This window comes from Aeromonas sp. OTU364 (genome assembly GCF_038440395.1).
Classification (GTDB): domain Bacteria; phylum Pseudomonadota; class Gammaproteobacteria; order Enterobacterales; family Aeromonadaceae; genus Aeromonas.
The window spans coordinates 214,817-238,932 of sequence record NZ_JASATR010000003.1; the positions used below are offsets into that span (position 1 = coordinate 214,817).

The 24,116-nt window shown below is 64.0% G+C and carries 17 protein-coding genes and 4 tRNA genes; 10 read left to right on the forward strand and 11 right to left on the reverse strand.

Annotated features, from left to right (window positions below; all coding sequences use genetic code 11):
* Positions 1–65: 65 nt before the first annotated feature.
* Together AAHB08_RS05450 and AAHB08_RS05455 are read left to right on the forward strand one after the other, a co-directional pair.
* On the forward strand, positions 66–1,646 hold the full coding sequence (locus AAHB08_RS05450) for a Na+/H+ antiporter NhaC family protein (protein WP_139439574.1): 1,581 nt from the start codon (positions 66–68) through the stop codon (positions 1,644–1,646).
* Between the two features lie 86 nt (positions 1,647–1,732).
* Positions 1,733–2,314, forward strand: a complete 582-nt coding sequence (locus AAHB08_RS05455) for a thymidine kinase (RefSeq protein ID WP_139439573.1) — start codon at positions 1,733–1,735, stop codon at positions 2,312–2,314.
* Between the two features lie 54 nt (positions 2,315–2,368).
* Here AAHB08_RS05455 and AAHB08_RS05460 read toward each other — a convergent pair whose 3' ends face one another.
* Complete coding sequence (locus AAHB08_RS05460; RefSeq protein ID WP_342058342.1) at positions 2,369–3,706, reverse strand: flavohemoglobin expression-modulating QEGLA motif protein; 1,338 nt, start codon at positions 3,704–3,706, stop codon at positions 2,369–2,371.
* A gap of 159 nt (positions 3,707–3,865) precedes the next feature.
* Here AAHB08_RS05460 and AAHB08_RS05465 point away from each other — a divergent pair, with 159 nt between their 5' ends.
* Together AAHB08_RS05465 and AAHB08_RS05470 are read left to right on the forward strand one after the other, a co-directional pair.
* Positions 3,866–4,321 carry a YbjN domain-containing protein gene (locus AAHB08_RS05465; protein WP_161507131.1) on the forward strand — a complete coding sequence of 152 codons (456 nt, stop codon included), beginning with the start codon at positions 3,866–3,868 and terminating at the stop codon, positions 4,319–4,321.
* Between the two features lie 146 nt (positions 4,322–4,467).
* Positions 4,468–4,555 (forward strand) — tRNA-Ser (locus AAHB08_RS05470).
* Between the two features lie 237 nt (positions 4,556–4,792).
* On the opposite strand, the gene katG is transcribed toward AAHB08_RS05470, so the two are convergent.
* The 4 genes from katG to AAHB08_RS05490 form a co-directional block, all read right to left on the reverse strand.
* Positions 4,793–6,967 carry a catalase/peroxidase HPI gene (katG, locus tag AAHB08_RS05475; protein WP_342058343.1) on the reverse strand — a complete coding sequence of 725 codons (2,175 nt, stop codon included), beginning with the start codon at positions 6,965–6,967 and terminating at the stop codon, positions 4,793–4,795.
* Between the two features lie 662 nt (positions 6,968–7,629).
* A tRNA-His gene (locus AAHB08_RS05480) sits at positions 7,630–7,705 on the reverse strand.
* Between the two features lie 49 nt (positions 7,706–7,754).
* Positions 7,755–7,831 (reverse strand) — tRNA-Arg (locus AAHB08_RS05485).
* 37 nt (positions 7,832–7,868) lie between these two features.
* Positions 7,869–7,945, reverse strand: a tRNA-Pro gene (locus AAHB08_RS05490).
* Positions 7,946–8,148: 203 nt separating this feature from the next.
* Between AAHB08_RS05490 and folD the strand changes: the two genes are divergently transcribed.
* A complete protein-coding gene (gene folD, locus AAHB08_RS05495; protein ID WP_005326697.1) occupies positions 8,149–9,006 on the forward strand; it encodes a bifunctional methylenetetrahydrofolate dehydrogenase/methenyltetrahydrofolate cyclohydrolase FolD in 858 nt (285 codons plus the stop codon).
* A gap of 101 nt (positions 9,007–9,107) precedes the next feature.
* Here folD and AAHB08_RS05500 read toward each other — a convergent pair whose 3' ends face one another.
* The 3 genes from AAHB08_RS05500 to AAHB08_RS05510 form a co-directional block, all read right to left on the reverse strand.
* Positions 9,108–10,271, reverse strand: a complete 1,164-nt coding sequence (locus AAHB08_RS05500; RefSeq protein ID WP_205641877.1) for a trans-sulfuration enzyme family protein — start codon at positions 10,269–10,271, stop codon at positions 9,108–9,110.
* A gap of 125 nt (positions 10,272–10,396) precedes the next feature.
* Positions 10,397–11,425: an isopenicillin N synthase family dioxygenase gene (locus AAHB08_RS05505; protein WP_342058344.1), complete on the reverse strand. Its 1,029-nt coding sequence runs from the start codon at positions 11,423–11,425 to the stop codon at positions 10,397–10,399.
* A gap of 398 nt (positions 11,426–11,823) precedes the next feature.
* On the reverse strand, positions 11,824–12,462 hold the full coding sequence (locus tag AAHB08_RS05510) for an NAD(P)-dependent oxidoreductase (RefSeq protein ID WP_342058345.1): 639 nt from the start codon (positions 12,460–12,462) through the stop codon (positions 11,824–11,826).
* A gap of 101 nt (positions 12,463–12,563) precedes the next feature.
* Here AAHB08_RS05510 and AAHB08_RS05515 point away from each other — a divergent pair, with 101 nt between their 5' ends.
* A complete protein-coding gene (locus AAHB08_RS05515; RefSeq protein ID WP_342058346.1) occupies positions 12,564–13,466 on the forward strand; it encodes a LysR family transcriptional regulator in 903 nt (300 codons plus the stop codon).
* Positions 13,467–13,528: 62 nt separating this feature from the next.
* Here AAHB08_RS05515 and AAHB08_RS05520 read toward each other — a convergent pair whose 3' ends face one another.
* Positions 13,529–14,269, reverse strand: a complete 741-nt coding sequence (locus AAHB08_RS05520) for an SDR family oxidoreductase (protein ID WP_342058347.1) — start codon at positions 14,267–14,269, stop codon at positions 13,529–13,531.
* Between the two features lie 158 nt (positions 14,270–14,427).
* On the opposite strand from AAHB08_RS05520, the gene AAHB08_RS05525 reads away from it, so the two are divergent.
* A complete protein-coding gene (locus AAHB08_RS05525) occupies positions 14,428–15,408 on the forward strand; it encodes a helix-turn-helix domain-containing protein (protein WP_446699512.1) in 981 nt (326 codons plus the stop codon).
* 54 nt (positions 15,409–15,462) lie between these two features.
* Here the strand turns inward: AAHB08_RS05525 and AAHB08_RS05530 are convergent, their stop codons facing one another.
* Positions 15,463–16,983, reverse strand: a complete 1,521-nt coding sequence (locus AAHB08_RS05530) for a sensor domain-containing diguanylate cyclase (RefSeq protein WP_342058349.1) — start codon at positions 16,981–16,983, stop codon at positions 15,463–15,465.
* Between the two features lie 415 nt (positions 16,984–17,398).
* On the opposite strand from AAHB08_RS05530, the gene AAHB08_RS05535 reads away from it, so the two are divergent.
* Positions 17,399–19,543, forward strand: a complete 2,145-nt coding sequence (locus AAHB08_RS05535; RefSeq protein WP_342058350.1) for a TonB-dependent siderophore receptor — start codon at positions 17,399–17,401, stop codon at positions 19,541–19,543.
* 77 nt (positions 19,544–19,620) lie between these two features.
* A complete protein-coding gene (locus AAHB08_RS05540) occupies positions 19,621–20,406 on the forward strand; it encodes a siderophore ferric iron reductase (protein WP_409241605.1) in 786 nt (261 codons plus the stop codon).
* 70 nt (positions 20,407–20,476) lie between these two features.
* On the opposite strand, the gene AAHB08_RS05545 is transcribed toward AAHB08_RS05540, so the two are convergent.
* On the reverse strand, positions 20,477–21,412 hold the full coding sequence (locus AAHB08_RS05545; protein ID WP_139434704.1) for a LysR substrate-binding domain-containing protein: 936 nt from the start codon (positions 21,410–21,412) through the stop codon (positions 20,477–20,479).
* A gap of 161 nt (positions 21,413–21,573) precedes the next feature.
* Between AAHB08_RS05545 and metE the strand changes: the two genes are divergently transcribed.
* Positions 21,574–23,838 carry a 5-methyltetrahydropteroyltriglutamate--homocysteine S-methyltransferase gene (gene metE, locus AAHB08_RS05550; RefSeq protein WP_342058351.1) on the forward strand — a complete coding sequence of 755 codons (2,265 nt, stop codon included), beginning with the start codon at positions 21,574–21,576 and terminating at the stop codon, positions 23,836–23,838.
* Positions 23,839–24,116 lie beyond the last annotated feature (278 nt).

Genomic DNA, 24,116 nt, shown 5'->3' on the forward strand with positions numbered 1-24,116 from the left:
CTGGGTTTTGTTTCTTTGATCCTCTCGGTAGATCTCCACCTGTTGTCTTTAGGTGCAAAGAGATCATGGACATCGTTCATTACGCCGACTCCGGTTGGTCCGTCGTTCCCCCCCTGTTGGCCGTCGCCCTTGCGATCATCACCCGCCGCGTCCTGGTGTCGCTGGGGGTGGGCATAGTCGCAGGCAGTCTGCTGCTCAACCAGTTCTCCCCCCTCGAATCCCTGCATTACATGCTGAACACCGTGCTCAAGATCTTCTGGGTCGACGGTGCGCTCAACCGGGACAACGTCAACATGATCCTGTTCATGTTGCTGTTGGGGGGCCTCATCAGCCTGATGAGCGTATCCGGGGCGACCCGGGCCTTCGCCGAGTGGGCCGCGCGCCGCGCCAAGACCCGCAAGGGGGCCAAGGCCCTTACCGGCATGATGGTGTTCGCCTTCTTCATCGATGACTTCTTCCACAGCCTGTCGGTGGGGGCCATCTGCCGCCCGGTTACCGATCGCTTCCAGATCTCCCGCGCCAAGCTGGCCTATCTGCTGGACTCCACCGCGGCGCCGGTCTGCGTGCTGATGCCCATCTCCTCCTGGGGCGCCTACATCATCGCCCTGGTGGGCGGCATAATGGCGGCCCATGGTCTGACCGATCAGAGCCCCATCTCCGCCTTCGTCGAGATGATCCCGATGAACCTCTATGCGGTCTTCACCCTGATCATGGTGCTGGTGGTGATCGCCTTCCAGCTCGACATCGGCGCCATGCGTCAACACGAGCAGTGGGCGCTTGAGGGCAAGCTGTGGGATGAGTCCAAGGGCCGTCCCATCGGCCTGGACATGGAGTCTCCCGAGGAGAGCAATGGCGGCATGATCGACATGGTGCTGCCGATCCTGACCCTGACTCTGGCGACCGTCTATTTCATGATAGATTCCGGCGCCGCCGTGCTGGCCGACAAAGGCCTGCCGTTCAGCGTGCTCGGCTCGTTCGAGAACACCAACGTCGGCTCCTCCCTGGTCTATGGCGCCCTGTGCAGCCTGGTGGTCTCCATCGGTCTGGCCATGCGTCTCAAGCTGGGTGCCAGCAACTGGATGAAGGCGGCCCCCCAGGGGATCATGGCCATGCTGCCCGCCATCAACATCCTGCTGTTTGCCTGGACCATAGGCGCCGTGGTGCGCGACGTGGAGACCGGCAAGTACCTGGCTTCCATGGCCAATGGCAACCTGCCGATCGAAGTGCTGCCGGCTGTGGTCTTCGTGCTCTCCTGCGCCATGGCCTTTGCCACCGGTACCAGCTGGGGCACCTTCGGCATCATGCTGCCGCTGGCCGGCGACATGGCGGCCGCCAGCGACATCAGCCTGATGCTGCCGATGCTGGCTGCCGTATTGGCGGGCTCCGTGTTCGGTGATCACAGCTCCCCCATCTCCAGCACCAGCATACTGTCTGCCACCGGCGCCGGCTGCCATCACATCGATCACGTGATGACCCAGCTGCCCTATGCGCTGGCCATCGCCTTCGGTGCCGCGCTCGGTTACCTGGTGATGGGGCTGATGCACTCGGTGCTGGCTGGCTTCACGGTCAGCGCGCTCTGGTTCCTGATCTTCTCCGGTTACCATTTGCGCAAGGCTCGGATGCACCGCGCCCTGGCCGTCGCATAAAGAGAACAAGGGGCCCACGGGCCCCTTGGTTTTGGCAGGGGCTTTGGTTAGCATGCCCCCCATCAATCCCGTTTCGGAACCCCATCATGGCTTCATTGCACTACAAATTCGCCACCATGAACTCGGGCAAGTCGACCCAGCTCATCCAGGCCCACTTCAACTATCTGGAGCGTGGCATGGTTCCGCTGGCCATGACCCCCGCCATCGATGACCGCTTCGGTGCCGGGATCATCAGCGCCAGGGTCGGGCTGGAGCTGAAGGTGGAGGTCTTCAGTGACAGCTGCGATCTGTTCGAGATGGTCAAGGCGCGCCATGCAAATCGCCATATCGATGTGTTCATCGTCGACGAGGCGCAGTTCCTGACCCGGGAGCAGGTGTATCAGCTCGCCCGCATCGTCGATGAGCAGGACATACCGGTGATCGCCTACGGCCTCAAGACCGATTTTCGCGGCGAGCTGTTTCCCGGCTCCTACCACCTGCTCTGTCTGGCGGACAAGTTCGAGGAGCTCAAAAGCATCTGCTGGTGCGGCAACAAGGCGCACATGAACTCTCGCGTCAACGAGGCGGGGCAGGTGATGCGCGACGGCGAACAGGTGGAGATAGGGGGGAACGATCGCTATGTGTCGCTCTGCCGCAAGCACTATCTGGAAGGACGGGCTTACAGGTAAGCCACAGAATGAAAAAGGGCGCCTCGGGGGCGCCCTTTTTTGTCGACGAGCGGTTCAGTCTATCTCTATGTCCACCGGCGCTATGATGGGGTCGGCCACCGGCAGGCGGTGGAACAGTTGGCGAAAATGCTGCTGTACCCGGCCTATGTCCACCAGGGACATGCCGGAGGCGAAGCCGAACCAGACATAGAGGCCGGTGAGATCGCGAAACATGGGGGGCAGGTAGCGGGGGGCATCGATGAGCCCCTCCAGATAGTGCTGATAGAGCACAGGGATGTCATCCAGGGTCACCTTGCCGACGAACAGCATGGGCAGGATCTCCGGCACCCCTTCCAGCACGGCGCTGCGGATGAAGTTGACCGTCTCCACATAGCCCTTCACATAGGAGAGATCCTTGGTGAAGCAGGCGCCTCCCTCGACCATGCCGCCCCTAAACACCCGCTGGGTGATCTTGTAGGCATCGTGCTCGCTGGCCCCCTTCTCGAAGAAGTGGCGGAACACCTCGATGAAGTCGGCGCCGCGCTCCGCCATGTCGATGGCCATCACCCGATCCGAGATGCGCTTGGCCCTGTCCGGGAAGGAGCTGAAGGTGAGGGTCTCGATGAGCACGGCCAGCCCCTCCTGGCAGGCGGTGATGCGCGGCGAGCCGGCCCCCAGCCAGGTGGCATAGGATTGCTGGCGGCCGTTGAGGGTGGTGCCCACGTGCACCCAGCCCTCGTGCACCTCCAATACCTGCAAGTCCAGCTCGGAGAAGCGGGCGTGGGAGCTCAGCTTGATGTAATCCCCCCCGGCGGCTGCATCGGAGACGATGCCATCGCTCAGCTTGACCTGCACTGTGCCGTCGCTGAAGTAGTTCGACAGCTTGCCCTGCAACCTGGCCACCGCCGCTTCCCCCTCGAACTCCTTGGGGTAGGGGCGCACCAGGTGGCGGGCGCCTGGCAGGGAGAAGATGTCGCACAGGCGGGCTCCCAGCTCCTTTAACGTCTTGCGATCCCCGCGCAGATGATCGCTCGCCGAGCCGTACAGCAACTGGCTGTAGCGCTGGAAGTCCGGCTGTCCGCGCTGGCGCAGCATCTCTATCACCACCATGTACTGATCCACCGTCTCTTGCAGGATCCGGCCGAGATCATCCTGCGGCCCCAATTTTCTGCGGATCCTGTCCCTCAGCTCCTTGAGCTCCAGGTATTTGTTGCGGGGATCGAAATCGAGGGGGAGGGCCTGATAGAAGTCGGCATCGATGGCGGGCAGCACTCGTCCGCCCTTGGCGAGAAACTCGGTCTGCAGGTGGCGGGGCCACTTGATGGCATCCAGGATGCGAATGGGTTTTTGCAGGGCGAGCAGTTCATCCGAGAGGGATTTGAGGTGCAGGCGATACTTTTCTTGGATGGTCATCGGGCCTTCTGTGGAGGCGAGTGCGGTACGAGAATGGCTGAGTATATGCATAGCGCTTGCCAAAAAGAAGCGAGAGCGGGGGTGATCCCGCCTGTGCGCTTTTGGTTGTCGGAAAATTGGTTTAGACTGCGCCCCTTGATCCTTATTGTGTTCGTGAAAATGATGAATATCCCCAGCTCTGAAATGATAATGCGTTGGCTGCAGCAGGCCCGGATCGAGCACTATGTGTGCGATCAGTGCCACGGCATCCACATGGTCTCCCTGCAGTCCGTCGAGGGCATCCAGGAGAGCCGGATCTTCGTGGAAGAGGAAGGGTTGCTGTTTTCATCCGAACTGGAAGTGCGCCCCTCATCCCTGCTGCCCCTGGTGGCCGAGCTGGGTCGTCTCAACATGCAATACCCGTCCCTCAAGGTGTTCCTCGACATCATAGATGACAACCTGCCGCGCCTCGTCGTGGGTCACACCGTCTTCACCAAGGCGGGTCTCTCCGTCGAGCAGTTCCTGCTGTTTGTCGAAAGCACCACGGCGGCGACCCATGAAGTGGTGTCCGAATGTGAACGCCTCGGCTTCCTCAATCTGCCGGAGATCCAGGTCGCACCGGAATCTGTGCACTGAGTTGCGCGTTTAATGTGCGAACGGTTCGCGGCAGCCAAAAAGCCGTTGACGCCGGCGGGGATTTCCCCTAAATTACGCCCCGTTCCGGCGCAACAGTGCAGAACATCACGTGGAGATTGAACACGTTAAACGACAGTCGAAAATTTGGTGAGGTGTCCGAGTGGCTGAAGGAGCACGCCTGGAAAGTGTGTATACGGCAACGTATCGAGGGTTCGAATCCCTCCCTCACCGCCAAATTATAAAAAACCGACCTCAGGGTCGGTTTTTTGCATCTGGTGGCATAAGAACGCCTGATGCCGATGGCGCTCGGTTTGAACCCCGGTTCGACAAGGGGCAGGGCAGTCCGGGTCAATCCAGACCCGCCGCCAATATAAAAACCCGACCTTATGGTCGGGTTTTTATATTGTGGTGCCCGGTCATCTCTCATGCATGTCCCTTGATACAGGCCCGGTGGCATGCAGAGAGTGCGGGTCAGGCGAGATCGAAGCGATCCAGGTTCATCACCTTGGTCCAGGCCGCCACGAAGTCCTTCACGAACTTCTCCTTCCCGTCCGCACTGGCATAGACCTCGGCCAGGGCCCGCAACTGGGAGTTCGAGCCGAACACCAGATCGACGCGGGTGCCGGTCCACTTCACCTTGCCTGTCTTGCGATCATTCCCCTCGTAGATGCCCTTGGCTCCTGCTGCCGGTTTCCACTCCGTGCCCATGTCGAGCAGGTTGACGAAGAAGTCGTTGGAGAGGGTGCCGGGGGCAGAGGTAAAGACCCCGTGGCAGTTGCCGGCGTTGGTGCCGAGCACCCGCATGCCGCCCACCAGTACCGTCATCTCGGGGGCACTCAGGGTGAGCAACTGCGCCTTGTCGATCAGCATGGTCTCCGCGAAGGCGGCGCACTCGCCCCCGTAGTTGCGGAACCCGTCGGCGAGGGGCTCGAGCACGGCAAAGGAGTCCACATCGGTCTGGGCCTGGGAGGCATCCATGCGACCCGGCGTGAAGGGCACTGTCACTGTGACTCCCCCCAGCTTGGCCGCCTGTTCGACACCGACGCCGCCGGCCAGCACGATGAGATCGGCGAGGGATACCCGTTTGCCACCGGTGGCCGAGGCGTTGAACCCCTGCTGGATGCCTTCGAGGGTCTTGAGCACCTTGGCCAGCTGTGCCGGTTGGTTGACTGCCCAATCCTTTTGCGGGGCCAGGCGGATGCGGGCACCGTTGGCACCGCCGCGTTTGTCAGAGCCGCGGAAGGTGGCTGCCGAGGCCCAGGCGGTGGATGCCAGCTCGGCGACGGTCAGGGAGGCCGCCAGGATCTTCTCCTTGAGGGCGGCCACGTCCTTCTCATCGACCAGGGGGTGATTGACGGCGGGGATGGGGTCCTGCCAGATCAGCTCCTCCTTGGGCACTTCCGGCCCCAGATAGCGTGCGATGGGGCCCATGTCCCTGTGGGTCAGCTTGTACCAGGCGCGGGCAAAGGCATCGGCGAAGGCCTGGGGATCCTCGTAGAAGTGGCGGGAGATCTTGCCAAACTCGGGGTCAAAGCGCAGGGTCAGGTCGGTGGTCAGCATGGTCGGCTTGTGGAACTTGCCCGGGATATGCGCATCGGGAATGATCTCCGGCGCATCCTTGGCCACCCACTGCTTGGCGCCTGCCGGCGACTTGGTCAGCTCCCACTCGAAGTTGAACAGGTTCTCGAAGAAGTTGTTGCTCCACAGGGCCGGGGTCTTGGTCCAGGTCACCTCGAGGCCGCTCGAGACGGTATCCTTGCCATGGCCGCTGCCGTAGTCGCTCATCCAGCCCAGGCCCTGGGCTTCCAGGGGGGCGGCTTCCGGCTCGGGCCCCTTGTGGGATTCGGGGGCGGCGCCGTGGGCCTTGCCGAAGGTGTGGCCACCGGCAATGAGGGCGACTGTCTCTTCGTCATTCATGGCCATGCGGCCGAAGGTGGAGCGGATGTCCTTGGCCGCCTCCATGTAGTCACCGCTGGCATTGGGGCCTTCGGGGTTGACGTAGATGAGGCCCATGTGGGTGGCGCCAAAGGGGGCCGTGAGCTCGCGGTCACCCTTGACCCGGTCGGGGTCGACCCCGAGCCAGGCGATCTCGTCACCCCAGTTGACGTCCTGATCCGGCTCCCACACATCGGGGCGGCCGCCACCAAATCCGAAGGTTCTAAAGCCCATGGTCTCCAGCGCGACGTTGCCGGCGAGGATCAGCAGATCGGCCCAGGAGATCTTGTTGCCGTACTTCTGCTTGATTGGCCAGAGCAGGCGGCGGGACTTGTCGATGTTGACGTTGTCGGGCCAGCTGTTGAGGGGAGCGAAGCGTTGCTGGCCGCGGCCACCGCCGCCACGGCCATCCGTGATGCGATAGGTGCCTGCGGCGTGCCAGGTCATGCGGATGAACTGGGGACCATAGTGGCCGAAGTCCGCCGGCCACCACTCCTGGGAATCTGTCATCAGCTTGACCAGGTCTTTCTTGAGTGCCTTGTAGTCGAGGCTGTTGAATGCCTCGGCATAGTTGAAATCGTTGTCCATGGGATCGGAGCTGGGGGAATGCTGGTGCAGCAGATCCAGCCGCAACTGATTCGGCCACCAATCACGGTTGGTTCTGCCGACGCCGGCGGTGTGGTTGAAGGGGCATTTGCTTTCTTCACTCATCTCAGTCTCTCCTTGGAGGGCATCTACATTGCTGACACTTAGTATGGGAAGATTTCCACTGCGCTGTGTGGGGTCATGGCAGGGGATCTGTCTGTTGTTGTGCGGCTAGCTTTCAATTACTCCTTTTTTTTCAATATATTGCGTTATTGTGCAGTGAATGGATTACGAAAAGATGAATCACGACCATCTAGTTTAACAATCTATTTACGTTCTGCCCGTCTTCCCCTCGCATCAGGCGCGGCGGCAACCTGTGATGCGCTGCCTGGGCGCAAGTGGTGGCTCGCCCTTATGAGGGAAGCAGACAAGGCATTTGCCTGGTTTTTATCCATATCACTGTCATCGGCATGGAAGCTTGCGCTGCGTCATGGGAAGCAGGGATAACCCGGGGCCGTCATGACTCCGATCATGGCTGTGATCCGGCCTGGCGAGGGGCAGCACCAGGCGGTGACATTGACCGACCAGCACAGGGACAAGCGTGAGAGAGCAAGGGGGAGGGGCAAAGCGCATAAAGAGGGAGCGGAGCGCTCGGGACAGGCGGCGAGGCTGGGGCGCAGGCACAAAAAAACCGGCGCAAGGCCGGTTTTGATGAGGGCATCAGATGCCCGGTTCATGGCAAGTCAGGCTTGCCTCTGTCGGCTTGATTCAGCACGAACAGCTAATAATGGGGTGGCTGATGGGGCTCGAACCCACGACAACCGGAATCACAATCCGGGACTCTACCAACTGAGCTACAGCCACCACTGAAATCTGCCTTCGATGTCGCTCTTCGAGGGAAGAGTCACATCAATGGCGCGCCCTGCAGGATTCGAACCTGCGACCCACGGCTTAGAAGGCCGTTGCTCTATCCGACTGAGCTAAGGGCGCGTTGTATCAAGAAATCCGAAGGACTTCCCGATGAACCTGGTCGGTGATAAAGGATTCGAACCTTTGACCCTCTGGTCCCAAACCAGATGCGCTACCGGGCTGCGCTAATCACCGAAATCTCATCGTCCAGCATACCGGGGGCGGTACGACTGGGCAACGGGCGGGCATCATACCCAAGCGTCAAAGTCAGCGTCAACGACTTTTTCCGCCAGTAAATTCAAATGCCTACTTATTGCCCGCCAGGCGAGAGCCGCTAACACCCGCGCCAAAAAAATGCGACAATGCGCGGCAGTTGAACACATGGTGAGTGAAGAACGATGTCTGCCAAAATCATTGATGGAAAACAGGTTGCGCAAACGATTCGCAATCAGGTCGCCGAACAAGTCCAACAGCGGTTGGCTCTGGGCAAGCGGGCACCGGGTCTGGCGGTGATCCTGGTGGGGCTGGATCCGGCGTCCCAGGTCTATGTGGGCAGCAAGCGTCGTGCCTGTGAAGAGGTGGGGTTTGTCTCCCGCTCCTATGATCTCAGCGCCAATGCGACCCAGGAAGAGTTGCTGGCCCTGATCGACCGGCTCAATGAGGATGCGGAGGTGGACGGCATCCTGGTGCAGCTGCCCCTGCCGGCTCATTGCGACACCACCCAGGTGCTGGAGCGCATTCGTCCCGACAAGGACGTGGATGGTTTCCACCCCTACAACGTGGGCCGTCTGGCCCAGCGCATCCCGGCGCTGCGTCCCTGCACCCCCAAGGGGATCATGACCCTGATCGAGGCGACCGGTGTCAAGACCCACGGTCTGCATGCGGTAGTGGTCGGTGCCTCCAACATCGTCGGTCGCCCGATGACGCTGGAGCTGCTGCTGGCGGGTTGCACCACCACCACCTGTCACCGCTTCACCCAGGATCTGGAGGCCCAGGTGCGCCGTGCCGATCTGCTGGTGGTGGCGGTGGGCAAGCCGAACTTCATCCCGGGGGAGTGGGTCAAGCCGGGGGCTCTGGTGATCGACGTGGGGATCAACCGCCTGGCCGACGGCTCCCTGGTGGGGGACGTGGAGTTTGAAACGGCGCGCAATCACGCCGCCTTCATCACCCCTGTACCCGGTGGCGTGGGGCCCATGACGGTGGCCAGCCTGATGGAGAACACCCTGAGCGCCTGCCAGGATTATCACGACGCCTGAGCAGGGCTCCTTCCCGCACTAGGGAAGGGATGAGAGAAAGGGAAGGCCTGGCCTTCCCTTTTTTATTGCGCGTGGCGCCGGTCGTGCATGGCGGCTTAGGGTCAGATCAGGGCCAGCGCCGCCGCCAGATCGGCAATGAGATCGTCGGCGTCTTCCACCCCGATGCTGAAGCGAATGAGATCGTCATTGACCCCGGCGGCGAGACGGCTCGCCTCGTCCATGGCGGCGTGGGTGGTGCTGGCCGGATGGCAGGCCAGGCTCTCGAGATCGCCGAGGCTCACCGCCTGCACGAACAGCTGCAGGTTGTCGAGCAGGGTGGCGCAGCGCGCAAAGCCTCCCTCCAGCTCTATGCTCACCATGCCGCCAAAGCCGCTGGCGAAGGCGCCGAGGGCGTCGTGGCCCGGGTGGCTGGCAAGGCCCGGGTAGATCACCTTCTTCACCGCAGGGTGGGCGGCGAGGAAGTCGGCCACCTTCTGGGCATTGTGCAGGTGGGCATCCATGCGCAGGGGCAGGGTCTTGACCCCGCGCTGCAGCAGGTAGGCCTCCTGCGGGCCTATGGGGGAGCCGATGTGCTTGAGGGCCACGGTGCGGATCGACTTCATCAGCGCGTGGGAGCCTGCCACCACCCCGGCGATGATATCGCCGTGACCGCCCAGGTACTTGGTGCCGCTGTGCATCACCACGTCGATGCCGAGCTCCAGCGGGCGCAGCAGGTAGGGGGTGAGGAAGGTGTTGTCACACACGCTGATGGCGCCCACCTTGCGGGCCGCTTCCACCACCACCCGGGGATCCACCACCTTGAGGGTGGGGTTGGTCAGGGTCTCGAACAGGATCACCCTGGTGGCGGGGCTGATGTTGGCCAGCAGATCCTGATCGCTGTCGTAACCCGTGATGGTGATGCCGGCCCGGCTGAAGGTCTGTTTCAAGAACGCCTCGGTGCCGCCGTAGAGGGGGCCGACATAGGCCACTTCATCCCCGCTGCTGGCCAGGGCATAGAGGATGGCGCTCACCGCCGCCATGCCGCTCGCCACCACCAGCGCTTCGTCGGCGCCCTCGAGGGCCGCCAGTTTCAGCTCCAGCTCGGCTGTGGTGGGGTTGCCGAAGCGGCTGTAGATAAAGCCCGGGGCCTGGCCTGCGAAGCGCTCCTTGCCCGCCTGGGCGTTGACGTAGCTGAAGGTGCTGCTCTGGTAGAGCGGGGTGGTGAGGGCGCCGGTCTGGGGATCGATCCGCTGGCCGCTGTGCACGCTCATGGTCTTGAATTTCATCGTTTTGCTCCGTGGTTGCCAGGCTATGGCGTTGTTGTTCTGGTGTGAGAATCGGTGGACGGGGCCACACTGGCGACCCTCTCCTGTGGTCGGGATGGCGGTCTGTCGCCCCCCTCTTGATGGCGTCAGGCCGGTATCGGCTCCTGCGCTACCCTGTGTTGCCGAGCATAGTGGCGCGCCGCCACATCCGGGTGGGAGCGCAGCCTCCCCTTGAGCACGTTCTCCCCCACCTGATAGAAGAGGGGGTTGGCCGGGTCGCTCTCTGGCCCTTGTGCCTGCGCCGCGAGCTCAGGGGAGAGGGTGAGCAGCGGCACTGTGGCATCGAGTCTCGCCGCCATGAAGAAGGCGCAGGAGAGACGGGAGACCCCGGGGGGCGGGCTCTGCACCCGGTGCAGGGTCGCCTTGAGGTAGCCGTTGGAGGCGAGCTCCAGCAACTCGCCGATATTGACCACCAGGGCGCCGGGCAGGGGGGGCGCGGAAATCCAGCCGTGCGCCGTCTCCACCTCGAGGCCGGAGTGATCGTCCTGCATCACCAGGGTCAGGTAGCCGGGATCCTTGTGGGCGCCGACCCCCTGGCCGCTGCCCCCCGCTTCCCGTCCCGGGTAGTGAATGAGCTTCATGTGCTGATAGGGGGCGCCCTGGATGCTCTCATCGAACACCCCGGCCGGTTGCTCCAGTACCTCGGCAAAGGCGGCAAGCAGGGTGAGGGTGATGTCGCTCAGCCGCGCCTGCCACGCCAGCAGTTGTGTCTTCATCCCGGGCAGGGCTGCGGGCCACTGGTTGGGGCCTGTGAGCCGCTGCCAGGGGTGGCTGGCCTGCGCCAGGGGGAGGGCCTGCTCCTCGTTCATGATGTCGAACTGCTCCCGCCGGTCCGGCCGCTCCCGGGTGAGCTCGGCCCCCACCAGGTTGTAGCCACGAAAGTGGGGGGAGTGCACCATCTGCACCGCCAGCTTCTCCTGCAGGGGCAGGGCGAAGAAGCGGGCCGCCAGCGCCAGGGTTTCCCGTTGCTGCGTTTCGCTCAGACCATGGCCTGTCAGATAGAAGAAGCCGATGTCGCGGGCCGCCCGGCCAAGCTTGGCCAGCATCTGGCGGCGCTCCTCGGGGGCACCAGTGATCGCGGCATAGTCGATGATGGGCAGTGATGAATGTTCCATGTGCATCTCCTCAGGTGTCGGATGTCGGGTGCAGTCCCGAGGATCCGCGACAAAGACGGCGGTGTGGCGAGTGGCAGGACGCGGGTCCGTGGCTCACGATGGCACCGTTTGGGTTTAAGGGGATGCTACTGTTCGGAGTTATAAGGTGGAAGCAACAAAATATTCTTAGTTATATACAAAAGTCGAAATAGGATTCGATCCCTTTGGGGAAATTTGTCGATTGCACGGAGAAAATGCGACCCAGCCGATCGCCTTGCCCATGAATCTGCCTGGGGCCAGGGAAGGCGCTGTGCCAGTGGGAGGCGAATGAACAAAGGGGAGGCATCAGCCCCCCCTTGGGTAGTGTGGCGCAGAGGTTAGAGGGTGAGCGCCCGCCTAGCGCGCCTAGATCACTCTCTTTAGTAACCCAGGGTGAAGCGCTGGCGCAGGTGGGCCGGTTGTTCCGCTTCGTTAAGCACGGCATCCGCCAGATCCCCGACTGTGATCCCGGCAGGCTTGTCGCCGTCAAAGAGCACCTGATCGCCCCCGAGACGGTAGCCGCCGCGCTTCTCGCCGGGTTCGAGGAACACCGGCGGGGAGACGAAGCGCCAGTCGAGGGTCGTTTCGCGGCGAAGGGCCGTGAGACCGTCGCGGGCCGCCAGGGCACCCTGCTTCCACTCGGCCGGGAAGTCCGGGGTATCCACCAGTTGCACGCCGGGGGCTATCTCCAGACTGCCGGCACCGCCGACCACCAGCAGCCAGCTGTGGGCGGCGTTGGCTGCCTCGACGATGGCGCTGGCGCCCTTGAGGTACTGATCATGGATATCCGGGGCACTCCAGCCCGGGTTGTAGGCGCTGATCACCCTATCGTGCCCCTTGAGCACCTCGGCCAGCGCCTGTGGGTTCTGGGCATCTACCGCCACGGCGGTGACCTGCGGGTGGGCAGCGACCTTGCTCACGTCACGGACGATGGCGGTGACGCTGTGGCCACGGCTGACGGCCTCATTGAGGATGGCTGAACCGACAAAACCGCTGGCACCTATGAGGGCAATTTTCATGGATATCTCTCCTTCACTGTGGGAATGAGGCTATCCTACGCCCCCGAATGTGATTTAATAATCCTCTGTAAATTGCATTCACTTGTAAGCTGGATTTAATAATGGATCAGCTCAGACGTTACGCCATCTTCGCCGCCGTGGTGGAGGCGGGCACCATGACGGGGGCCGCCAAGGCCCTCGGCATGACCCCCTCCGCCGTCAGCCAGCACATCGGCCAGCTGGAGAGCCTGCTCGGCCTGCCTCTGCTCCATCGCTCCACCCGTCGCCTCAGCCTGACGGAGGCGGGGGAGGTGGTGTGGCAGGGGTGCCAGGCCCTGCAACAGACCCTCAACCAGACCGAGCTGCGCCTCTCGGAAGTGCGCGACAGCCTGCTCGGGGAGGTGCGGATCACCGCCCCCGTGGGCATGGCGGGCCAGCCGCTGGCGCTGGCCTTGTCGCCCCTGTTGCAGGCCCACCCGGGCCTGTGCATCCAGATCATCGCCGACGACGAGAAGCGGGATCTCATTGCCGAGCGCATCGACGTGGCGCTGCGGGTCGGCTCCCTGCCGGACTCCACCCTGGTGGCCCGCAAGCTGGGCCAGACCCGGATGCTGCTGTGCGCCGCCCCCGCCTACCTGGCGCGCAAGGGGACGCCGCGCACCCCGGCAGATCTGGCCGCGCACGACTGGCTCTGCGGCGACATGCTGGGGAGCGGCTTGCTGCTCCTTGACGAGCGGGGGGGCGAGCACAGGGTGAGGTGCAAACCCAGGGTGCAATGCAACAACGTGCTGCCCCTGCGCCAGTTTGCCCTGGCGGGGCAGGGGATCTCCCTGCAACCCGAGGGGGAAGTTGCTGAGGATCTCGCCCAGGGCCGCCTGCTCGCCTTGCTGCCAGGCTTTCGGGTGCCGCCCATGGAGATCCACGCCATCACCCCCCAGCGGGAGATCCCGGAGAAGGTGCGCCGGGTGATCACCGCCCTGCGCAGCCATTTCGCCGAACCCGGGGGGACGGCGCGCCCCTTGTAGCGCCGACCAAAAGCAGAGGGCAGCCCGTTGGCTGCCCCCTGTGGATCCCGCTTGCCCCGGTGCTACTTCATATAGAGGCCGCCGTTGATGGCCAGGGTCTCCCCCGTGATATAGGCCCCTGCTTCGCTGGCGAGGAAGGCCACGGCGGCGGCTATCTCCTCCGGCTTGGCGAGGCGGCGCATGGGAATGTCGGCCTTGATGCTGTCGAGGATGTCGGTGCGGATCGCCGCCACCATGGGGGTGGCGGTGTAGCCGGGGGCGATGGCGTTGACCGTGACCCCGAAGCGGGCCCCCTCCGCCGCCAGCGCCTTGGTGAAGCCCAGCATGCCCGCCTTGGCCGCCGAGTAGTTGACCTGACCGAACTGCCCCTTCTGGCCGTTGACCGAGGAGATGTTGATGATGCGGGCATCGCGTTGCTCGCACATGGCATCGAACAGCGGCTGGGTCACGTTGTAGAGGCTGCACAGGTTGGTGTGGATCACCTCGAACCACTGATCCGGCGCCATCCGCTTGAAGGCCCCATCCCGGGTGATGCCGGCGTTGTTGACCAGCACGTCCACCCGGCCCTCCTCCTGCAGCAGGCGGCCCAGGGTCTCGCGGCACATGGCGGTGTCGGCCACATCCAGCGCCAGCAGCCGCACCCGATCCGGCTGATACCCCTGCTCCTGGTACCACTCCCGTGCAGCGACGGCATTGACGCTGGAGTGGGTGGCGATGATGCGATACCCCTGGGCCAGCAAGGCGGTGGTGATGGCGGACCCTATGCCGCCCCGGGCTCCGGTGATCAAGGCAATCTTCTTCATCTTGGCTCTCCCTGCATGTCACGAGTTGAATGGTGCCCCTGGGGCAATTGACAACCTTGTCTGCAAACAATGTGGCAGGGAAAGGCGTCATTTTTGTGACAGAGGAGCGTCTGGGGGAGGGGGCATGCTTGCGAGGGGGCGCCTGGGCCGCACAAGGCTTGCCCCCGGCACGGCGGCCATGTTTAATGTGGCCACTTGGGCGAATGCGCCCCTTCGCCGGCACAGAGCCCGACCACAGCATGACAAGCTTCCCCGCTTTCCCAGACCCGGCGCCACAGACGCGCCCCCATTTCACCCGCATCGAGCGGGTGCTCGACTACATTCACACCCACCTGGATCAGCCCCTGTCGCTGGAGCAACTGGCCGAGCAGAGCTGCTGGTCGCGCTGGCAGTTGCAGCGGGTCTTCCTGCACGAGACCGGCCAGACGGTGGCCCACTATGTGCGCGAGCTGAAGCTGAGCCAGGCGGCGGAGGCGCTGCTCTCGAGCCGTCAGCGGGTGCTGGATCTGGCGCTGAACCACGGTTTTGGCTCGGAAGTCAGCTTCAGCCGGGCCTTCAAACAGCACTTTGGCTGCTCCCCCCTGGCCTATCGCAAGCGGGGCCTGCGGCTGGGGCTGCGTACTCCCCTGGTGCGGGCCCCCATGCCCCTGGCCAGCCCTCCCAGGCTGGTGCAGGTGCGGGTGGAGAGCCGGCCGGGGTTCACCCTGCACGGCGTCAGGGGGGAGATCCGGGGCCTCTTTGCGAAGGCGCCGGACTTTCAGCAGACGGTGCCCGCCATCTGGGGTGCCTGGCGCGAGGCGGGAGGGCGCCTGTCGTCCAGCGAGCTGCTGGGGGTGGTGGACGTCTCGGGGGCGGGGGAGCGGCTGCCTTACTGGGCCGGGGTGGCGGCAGAGGAGGGGAGTGAGCCCGGCCCCGGGCTGGCGCGCCTTCGGGTTCCCTCCCAGGAGTATGCGGTGCTGGGCCACCTGGGCCCCATCAGCCAGCTGGGGCAGAGCCTCAACTGGTTTATCCTGCACTGGCTGCCCTCCTCCGGCTATCGCGGGCTGGATGGCTTCGAGCTGGAGCGCTATGCCCCGGGCTTTGACGGCCAGCAGCCCGATGCCTCCATGGAGTACTGGCTGCCCATAGCGCCCCGCTAGGCTCGGCAACGGGGCCCTTCATACCGCCCGTATGACGCCAGATAACCAGCCCCGTCAGTCTGCCGGGTGAACCCGGTTCTTGCCCGCCTCCTTGGCCTGATAGAGTGCCCGATCGACCCTTGCTATCAGGTGCGCGGCCGATTCATGGCGCCACTGCCCCAGCCCCGCCGAGAAGGTCACCACCAGCCCGGCCTCTCGCCATTGACGTTGCAGGACCCGTTGGCGCCAGCGCTCCAGCAGGGCCAGTGTCTGGGCTTCGTCCTCCCCGGGGATCAGGATGGCCAGCTCCTCCCCGCCGTAGCGGTAGAGCCTGGCCAGGCCGTCGGCCACCGTCACCCCTTCCTGCGCCACGGCCTGGAGGACGCGGTCGCCCACCAGGTGTCCCAGCTGATCGTTGATGGCCTTGAAGTTGTCCAGATCTATCATGCCGAGGGAGAAGGGGCGGCCGTCGGCCAGATGGCTGGCCAGATCCTGATCGAAGCTGCGGCGATTGAAGAGGCCGGTCAGGGCATCCGTGTTGGAGGCGGCGACCGCCTCCTGCATCTGGTGATGGGCGCTCTGGATCTCCTGGCGCAGCAGCTCTCCGGGCTTGCTCATGTCGATGCGGCCGACGCGCATCAGGGCGATGATCTCGACGATCATCTTGTTGATGGCATGGCGCAGGGATCCCCAGCAGAGCAGGCAGATCAGCAGGCAACCCGCCACGGCGATCTGCAACTGATAGGATTCGCTGTGGCTGGCCTCCTTGAATTCGGCGTCGCTGACGGTGTAGATGGCGAACCAGTCCGGGTTGGAGAAGGCGTAGTAGTAGACATGGGTCTGGTGCTCGGCGTCATAGAGATGGTCGGCCCCGTTGGTCATCTGCGCGATGAGCTGCGGCGCCAGCTGGCGGCGAAACAGGTTGCCCACGTTGGCGTGCAGCAGGGTGTCGCCGCTGCGGGAGATAAGATAGAACTCCCCCTTGAGGGGGCTCTTGAGCAGGCGCAGGGGATGGCTCATCTGCTCGAGATCGAGCTCCATGGCCAGGGTGCCGAGGGGAAAGCCCTCCTTGTCGACGATGGGCCGGGAGACGGAGACGGTCCGCTGCTGGTCGATTCTGCTGGCGTAGTGGTCCGTGTAGCTGACGAAGAGGGTGCGGGAGGCGGCGGACTTGAACCAGGGCCGCTCCCTGGCATCAAAGCCCGCCTCGACCGGCAGGTGGGGGACAGAGTTGAAGCGCCCCTGCTGATCGGAGACCAGGATGCTTTTCACATAGGGGGTGAGGGACAACGTTTGCATCAGGGTCATGCGAAGGGGGGCGTGCCCGTCGCCGAGGAAGGCCTGCAGGGCGGGCTTGTCGATGAAGCTGCCGGTCTCGTTGAGGACATGCTCCAGCGGCTTGAATTGCAACGCGATGAACTGGGTCGCCATGTTGTGCACGAACATGGCGGCCACCTTGTGATACTTCACTTCGGCCGCCCGCTGGATGCTGCAGCTGACCCCCACCAGGGCGGTGAGCAGGGTCAGCACTATCACCGCGAAGGAGACGTGGAGCTGGGTGTGGCAGTGCAGATCTTTATTGATGGTGTCATTCATTGGGGTGATCGTATGGCCTCGTATCGTCTCAAACAGGACAGATAAAAGGGGCCGCATACTATCGCCATCCCTGTCAGCAGGGCTTGACCCGGATCAAGGGTGTGGATGAAAAAGGAGCAACTGCTCTAAAGCGAAGGCCGGATACGGGCGCTGATCAGGCCCGGTTCGGCCGGCAGGGCCTTGAGGCCACCCCGGCGAAAGCGCGTCTCGACCAGCCCCAGGCCGCAGCCCCTCCATTTGGCTTCCCCTGCACTCTGTTTCACTCGTCACGCAGTCAGATGGCGCTCTTCTTCCCCCCTTTCTTTGTCACTGACCCGCCAACATGCCCCAAATTGTTAATTCCGCGGCAAATTAGAACAATAAAATGCAAATGATATTTGTTACTATTCACATGCAGTAGGCAGTCGAGGATCAGATGCAACTTGTTCACCCCCCATTGACCGTGGTCGCCGCGACCATCTCCACCCTGTTGGCAGGCTCTGTGCTGGCCGCCGCGCCCGGCAGCCAGGACGCGGCGCTGGCCGACGAGACCCTGACCGTGCTGGGTCAGACCTATCGCAACACGGCGACCAAGACCCGGCTTGACCCCATAGAGACGCCCCAGGCGATCTCGGTCGTGGAGAGCGAGACTCTGGAACAGCGCGGCGTCAGCTCGGTGAGCGAGGCGCTGCGTTACGTGCCCGGGGTCAATACCGAGCTGCGGGGCGGGGCGGTCAACCGGCTGGATCTGTTCAACATCCGCGGCTTTGACAACTACCAGAACTTCTATGACGGCCTCTTGCTGCAATACAACGAGTGGAACCTGCAACCCCAGATAGATCCTGTGGCCATCGAGCAACTGGAGGTGTTCAAGGGGCCGACCTCGGTGCTCTATGGCAGCATGCCCCCCGGCGGCATGGTCAACCTCATTGCCAAGCGCCCCCAGCGGGAAGCCAAGCATAACGTCAGCGTGGCGACGGGGACGGGCACCCTCAAGGAGATGACCCTCGACAGCACAGGTGCCATCAACGAGCAGCTCGCCTATCGGGTGGTGGGGCTGGCCCGCCAGAAAGAGGGCCAGGCGGTGACCTCCGAAGAGGAGCGCTACGTCTTTGCGCCCTCCCTGGACTGGCAGTTGAGCGACCGCACCCTGCTGAACCTCAACCTCTACTACCAGAAGGATCCGCAAGCCGGCATCTACACCACTGTGCCCGCCAGCGGCTCGGTCAAGTCCAACCCCCTGGGGCAGCTTGGCAGCGACACCTTCCTCGGCGACGAGAACTGGAACGAGTACAACCGGGATGTGACCCTGCTCGGCTACAAGCTGAGCCACGACTTCAACGCCAACTGGCAGGTGCTGCAGAATGCCCGCTACATGGATGCCTCCGCCTATCAGCGCAACACCTACAACGCGGCCCTGGCGGCGGACAACCGCACCCTGGCCCGCAACGCCTATCTCACCGATGAGGCGTCCCGCGGTTTTGTCATCGACAATCAGCTGGCGGGCAAGGTGCAGACCGGCGGTGCCCAGCACAACCTGCTGCTCGGGGTCGATTATCAATATCTGGACGCGCGCATCCTCTATCAGGACACCCTCGACTACTCGGCGCCCAGCATCGACATCTTCAACCCGGACCACAACCAGATCCGGCCGGATGCCCTGACCTTCTCCTATGAGGATCGCAAGACCATTCGCCAGTCCCAGACCGGCGTCTATCTGCAGGATCAGGTGCGCCTCGACCGGCTGGTGGCCATAGGCGGCGCCCGCTACGACAGCTACCGGATGGACACCGACAGCCGCGGCCTCTACCTGGGAGCCGCCAACCAGTCCCTGGCCCAGATCGATCAGGACAATCTCTCCTTCCGCCTCGGCGCCCTCTATGAGCTGGACTATGGCTTGTCCCCCTATGTGAGCTATGCCGAGAGTTTCGAGCCGGTGCCGGGGGCGGACAAGAGCGGCAAGGCGTTCGATCCCGCTACCGGCCACCAGTGGGAGGGGGGGCTCAAGTTCCTCTCCGAGGACATGAGCAAGACGGCCACGATCTCGGCGTTCCACATCACCAAGGAGAACGCCCTGGTGACGGATCCGGACAACGTCTACGGGCCCAAGCTGCAGACCGGCGAAATCGTCTCCAGGGGGATAGAGCTGGAGGGGCGCGCGGATCTCACCAGCCGGCTGGATCTGGCGCTGAGCTATACCCTTCAGGACATGGAGATCACCAAGGACACCACCGACTTGCAGGGCAAGACCCCGGTCTGGGTGCCCAGGCAGATGGCCTCCTTGTGGAGCAACTACCTGCCGGGCGGCAGCCTGGAGGGAATGCGGGTCGGCGCCGGCCTGCGCTACGTGGGGGAGGCCGAGATGGATGCCGCCAACACCGACACAGTGCCGGATTATCTGCTGATGGACATGTCCGCCTCCTATGATCTCGCCGCCCTCAGCGCGAGCATGAAGGGGATGGGGGTATCGCTTAGCGCCAGCAACCTGCTGAACAAGACCTACTACTCCTGCTACGACCAGAACAACTGCTGGTTCGGGGCTGAGCGCAATGTGGAGGCTCGACTCAAATACGCATTCTGACCTTGCGCCCCGGACCTGCGCCGGGGCACGCCCTGCCTCGCGGCCCAGGCGCCCTGGCGGTGAACACCGAACATGTCCTGCCTCGTGGACTCGGCGCTCTGGCGGTGCACAGCCAGCATAGCCTGCTGGCGGATCACGACGCCCTGTTTGCGGCGGCGGCCGGGCTTATCCCCTCTCTCAAGGGGCGGCTGGCGGGGGAGAGCCCCGCTCTGCTGACGGCCCCCCCTCATGGTGCCCCGAACGAGGTGGCGGCTGCCCTGCATGGCCACTGGCAGCAGGCGCACCCGGAGGCGGGGGCGGCCTACTGGCTGACCCGCAGCTGGGGCATGCTCTGCTGGCAGTCCATCTACCTCGCCATGGTGGCCGTCTATCGGGTGGGTGCCGTACCCGCCCTGGATCGCATGGGGCAGGGCTATCAGGAGGGGCTGGTGTCCGGCTTCAGCCTGCCGGCGGAGCCCATGATCAAGGGGGAGGTGAAGACCCTGATCAAGGCGGCGGGGGAACGGCTCCAGGCCCACTGGCAGGCATTGTTCGCGCTGCTTGGGGAGGTGCAGCGGCTGCGCCCCGGTTTCGTGCGCCCGCTCCTGGCGGACGATCTGCTGGCGGCCCTGGTGCGGGTGCCGGATTTCTTCGACGAGGTGAGCCCGGCGGTGGTCGAAGCCCATGCGCCGCTCTGGCTCGCCGCCTGCGGCCTGCCCGCCGGGCATCTGGCGGGCTGGCGCCCGGCCTCGCTCCCCCGGGATGAGGCCTTCCCTGGCTATGTGCGCCAGCGCTGCTGCCTGCACTACAGGCGAGGGGATGGGGAGCTTTGCGGCAACTGCCCGAGACGGCAGGGGGCCGCCAGCTGCGGCGAGGGATCCTGAGGCGTCAGAGAGCAGGTCCATGGAAAAGAGAGCGTGAACGCCGCCCCTGGGGCGGCGTTTTCATACCCTCTCATTGCTCGGCCATCTGGGTGCGAATGCGCTCGAACAGGCTCTGCAGGCAGGGCTGATCCCGATCCGCAGCCCGCACGGCCCCGTACATATGGCGGCGGATCCCGGTGCCCAGGGGACGCGCCTCGAGCAGGCCCTGGCGCACGAACTCCTCGCTGGCCCAGCGCGGCAGGGCGGCGACACCGAGCCCGGCGGCGGCCATCTGCAGCATGACCGAGGTGTTGTCCACCGGCTTGCAGCGGGCGGGCTCCACCCCGGCGGGTTGCAGGAAGCGGCTGAACACGTCCATGCGGGCCCGCTCCACCGGGTAGACCAGCAGTACCTCGGGTCGCAGATCGTCCGGGGCTATCCGGCCCTGCTGACAGAGGGGGTGATCCGGCGCCATCACCAGGGTGAGATCGAAGGCGAACAGGGGCTCGAAGTGGAGATCCCCGCGCGCCTGCACGTCCGAGGTGAGCAGCAGATCGAGCTGGCCGCCGAGCAGGGCGCTGATGGCATCGAAGCCGGGCACGGACTCCACCTCAAGGGCCACGCCGGGCCACTGGCGGCGAAAGCCCGGCAACAGCGGCAGCAGCCACTGGATGCAGCTGTGGCAATCCAGCGCCAGATGCAGCCTGCCCGCATCCCCGCTGTGCAGGGCCAGCAGCTGGCGCTCGGTCTGGGCCAGGGCGGGCAGCACCTGACGAGCCAGGGCCAGCAGATGCTGGCCGGCCGCCGTCAGCACCAGGGGGCGGCTCTTGCGAAGAAACAGCTCCAGATTGAGGCGGGTCTCCAGCTCTTTGAGCTGGTGGGAGAGGGCGGACTGGGTGAGGTTGAGGCTGAGGGCCGCCCCCGCCAGGGAACCCTGTTCGGCCAGGGCACTGATGGTCTTCAGGTGCTTGAGATCGATGCCCGCGTTGGTGTTCTGATGGCTGGTCGACTGGTTGGGCACACCCATGGCACTGCTCCTTTGTGCGTCAGTTGAGGATTTCTTGAGAGCCAGTTGAAGAGGATTCAATAGCCAAGGTCACCTTATCTCGTCACTCTAGATGTGTAAACATCTGGATGGCTAAATCATCCAGTTTCCCATCAGATGAATGAGCATAAGGAATTGGACCTATGACACGAGCACACACCCTGGGCTTCCCCCGCATCGGCGCCAAGCGCGAGTTGAAATTTGCCCTGGAATCCTACTGGCGTGGCGAGACCACCCAGGCCGAGCTGGTCGCCGTGGGCAAGAGCCTGCGTGAGCGCCACTGGCAGGCCCAGCGCACCGCCGGGGTCAACCTGCTGCCGGTGGGCGACTTCGCCTGGTACGATCAGGTGCTCGGCACCAGCCTGCTGGTGGACGCCGTGCCTGCCCGTCACCGCCACGGCGACACCGATCTCGACACCCTGTTCCGGGTGGCCCGTGGCCGTGCGCCGACCGGCCCGGCTGCCGCCGCCGCCGAGATGACCAAGTGGTTCAACACCAACTATCACTACCTGGTGCCCGAGTTCAGCCGCGACCAGCGCTTCAAGCTGGGCTGGAGCCAACTGTTTGACGAGGTGGAAGAGGCCAAGGCGCTGGGGCTGCCGGTCAAGGCGGTGCTGCTGGGTCCTGTTTCCTACCTCTGGCTCGGCAAGGAGAAAGAGAGCGGTTTCTCTCGTCTCGAACTGCTCGACCGCCTGCTCATCGTCTACCAGGAGATCCTGGCGAAGCTGGCCGCGCAAGGGGTGGAGTGGGTACAGATAGACGAGCCTGCCCTGGCGCTTGACCTGCCGGACGAGTGGCGTCTGGCCTATCTCAACGCTTACGAGCGTCTGGCCGGTCCCTGCAAGCTGCTGCTCACCACCTATTTCGGCTCGGTCGCCCATCAGCGCGACATCATCACCAGCCTCAAGGTGGATGGCCTGCACCTGGATCTGGTGGCCGCCCCCGAGCAGTTGGAGACGCTCGTGCCGCACCTGCCGGCTCAGTGGGTCCTCTCGGCTGGGGTCATCAACGGCCGCAACGTCTGGCGTGCCAACCTGGGCAAGCTGGCACCGACCCTCAAGGCATTGAAAGAGAAGCTTGGCGAGCGCCTCTGGGTCGCCTCCTCCTGCTCATTGCTGCACAGCCCGGTGGATTTGACCCTGGAACACGAGCTGGATCCCCAGACCCGCAGCTGGTTCGCCTTCGCCCTGCAAAAGTGCTACGAGCTGGGGCTGCTGGCGGACTATCTCGACGGGGGCGATCTGGGCAAGATCGAGGCCTACAGCCAGCCCATCGTGGATCGGGAGTCCGACAGCCGGGTCCACAAGAAAGCGGTGCAGTCGCGGCTCGCCAGCCTCACCAACAGCGACTTCGATCGCCAGAGCGCCTACCCGGTACGGGCGCAGGCGCAGCGCTCGGATCTCAAGCTGCCGCTGCTGCCCACCACCACCATAGGCTCCTTCCCGCAGACCTCCGACATCCGGGTGCTGCGCCAGGAGTGGCGTGCCGGTCGCATCGACGATAGCGCCTACGAGGCGGGCATCCAGGCCCAGATCAAGGATGCAATTGAGCGCCAGGAGGCCATCGGGCTGGACGTGCTGGTGCACGGCGAAGCCGAGCGCAACGACATGGTGGAGTATTTCGGGGAGCTGCTGGACGGCTTTGCCATCACCCGCTTTGGCTGGGTGCAGAGCTATGGCTCCCGCTGCGTCAAGCCGCCGGTGATCACCCGCGACATCGACAGACCCACCCCCATGACGCTCGAATGGACGAAGTTTGCCCAGAGCCTGACCGACAAGCCGGTGAAGGGGATGCTGACCGGGCCCGTGACCATACTCTGCTGGTCCTTCCCCCGGGAAGACGTGAGCCGCGAGCAGTCCGCCCTGCAGATTGGTCTCGCCATTCGCGACGAGGTGGCTGACTTGGAAGCCGCTGGCATCAAGATCATCCAGATCGACGAACCGGCGATCCGCGAAGGGCTGCCCCTGCGCAAGCAGGATCACCAGGCTTATCTCGACTGGGCGGTGCGCGCCTTCCGTCTGAGCGCCAGCCCAGTGGTGGACAGCACCCAGATCCACACCCACATGTGCTACAGCGACTTCAACCTCATCATAGAGGCGGTGGCGGCGCTGGATGCGGACGTGATTACCATAGAGACGAGCCGCAGCCAGATGCAGCTGCTCGAAGCGTTCGAGCGCTTCAACTACCCCAACGAGATCGGCCCTGGGGTCTACGACATCCACTCCCCGAACGTGCCGAGCCAGGGCTGGATTGAGGACCTCATCCGCAAGGCGGCCAAGCAGATCCCGGCCGACAGGCTCTGGGTCAACCCGGACTGCGGCCTCAAGACCCGCGGCTGGGAAGAGACCGAGGCTGCCCTCAAGGTGATGGTCGATGCCACCAAGGCGCTGCGGGCCGAACTGGCCTGAGCTGCCCATCCAGCTAGCTCGGCAGACAAGGCAAGAGCACTGAGATAACGAGAGAGGGAAGGCGAAAGCCTTCCCTCTTTTTTGCATGATGATCTTAAGCCCCTCAGAGCCGCAGGGGAGGGCCGGTTGGCGAGCAGGGTGCCGGGCTTTGCGCCCGCTGCCAATCCCGCGTCGACGCCTCAGCCAGCCTGCACAGGTCGAGGGGGATGGCATTGCGATCCCCGATCACCGGATTGAGGTGAGCCGCGCCCGGGATCCAGAGGCCGCGATGACACTCG

Bases quoted from the DNA above. Each gene is read 5' to 3' on its own strand.
- AAHB08_RS05450 (WP_139439574.1), top strand. From the start codon at position 66: ATGGACATCGTTCATTACGCCGACTCCGGTTGGTCCGTCGTTCCCCCC.
- AAHB08_RS05455 (WP_139439573.1), top strand. From the start codon at position 1,733: ATGGCTTCATTGCACTACAAATTCGCCACCATGAACTCGGGCAAGTCG.
- AAHB08_RS05460 (WP_342058342.1), bottom strand. From the start codon at position 3,706: ATGACCATCCAAGAAAAGTATCGCCTGCACCTCAAATCCCTCTCGGAT.
- AAHB08_RS05465 (WP_161507131.1), top strand. From the start codon at position 3,866: ATGATGAATATCCCCAGCTCTGAAATGATAATGCGTTGGCTGCAGCAG.
- katG (WP_342058343.1), bottom strand. From the start codon at position 6,967: ATGAGTGAAGAAAGCAAATGCCCCTTCAACCACACCGCCGGCGTCGGC.
- folD (WP_005326697.1), top strand. From the start codon at position 8,149: ATGTCTGCCAAAATCATTGATGGAAAACAGGTTGCGCAAACGATTCGC.
- AAHB08_RS05500 (WP_205641877.1), bottom strand. From the start codon at position 10,271: ATGAAATTCAAGACCATGAGCGTGCACAGCGGCCAGCGGATCGATCCC.
- AAHB08_RS05505 (WP_342058344.1), bottom strand. From the start codon at position 11,425: ATGGAACATTCATCACTGCCCATCATCGACTATGCCGCGATCACTGGT.
- AAHB08_RS05510 (WP_342058345.1), bottom strand. From the start codon at position 12,462: ATGAAAATTGCCCTCATAGGTGCCAGCGGTTTTGTCGGTTCAGCCATC.
- AAHB08_RS05515 (WP_342058346.1), top strand. From the start codon at position 12,564: ATGGATCAGCTCAGACGTTACGCCATCTTCGCCGCCGTGGTGGAGGCG.
- AAHB08_RS05520 (WP_342058347.1), bottom strand. From the start codon at position 14,269: ATGAAGAAGATTGCCTTGATCACCGGAGCCCGGGGCGGCATAGGGTCC.
- AAHB08_RS05530 (WP_342058349.1), bottom strand. From the start codon at position 16,983: ATGAATGACACCATCAATAAAGATCTGCACTGCCACACCCAGCTCCAC.
- AAHB08_RS05535 (WP_342058350.1), top strand. From the start codon at position 17,399: ATGCAACTTGTTCACCCCCCATTGACCGTGGTCGCCGCGACCATCTCC.
- AAHB08_RS05545 (WP_139434704.1), bottom strand. From the start codon at position 21,412: ATGGGTGTGCCCAACCAGTCGACCAGCCATCAGAACACCAACGCGGGC.
- metE (WP_342058351.1), top strand. From the start codon at position 21,574: ATGACACGAGCACACACCCTGGGCTTCCCCCGCATCGGCGCCAAGCGC.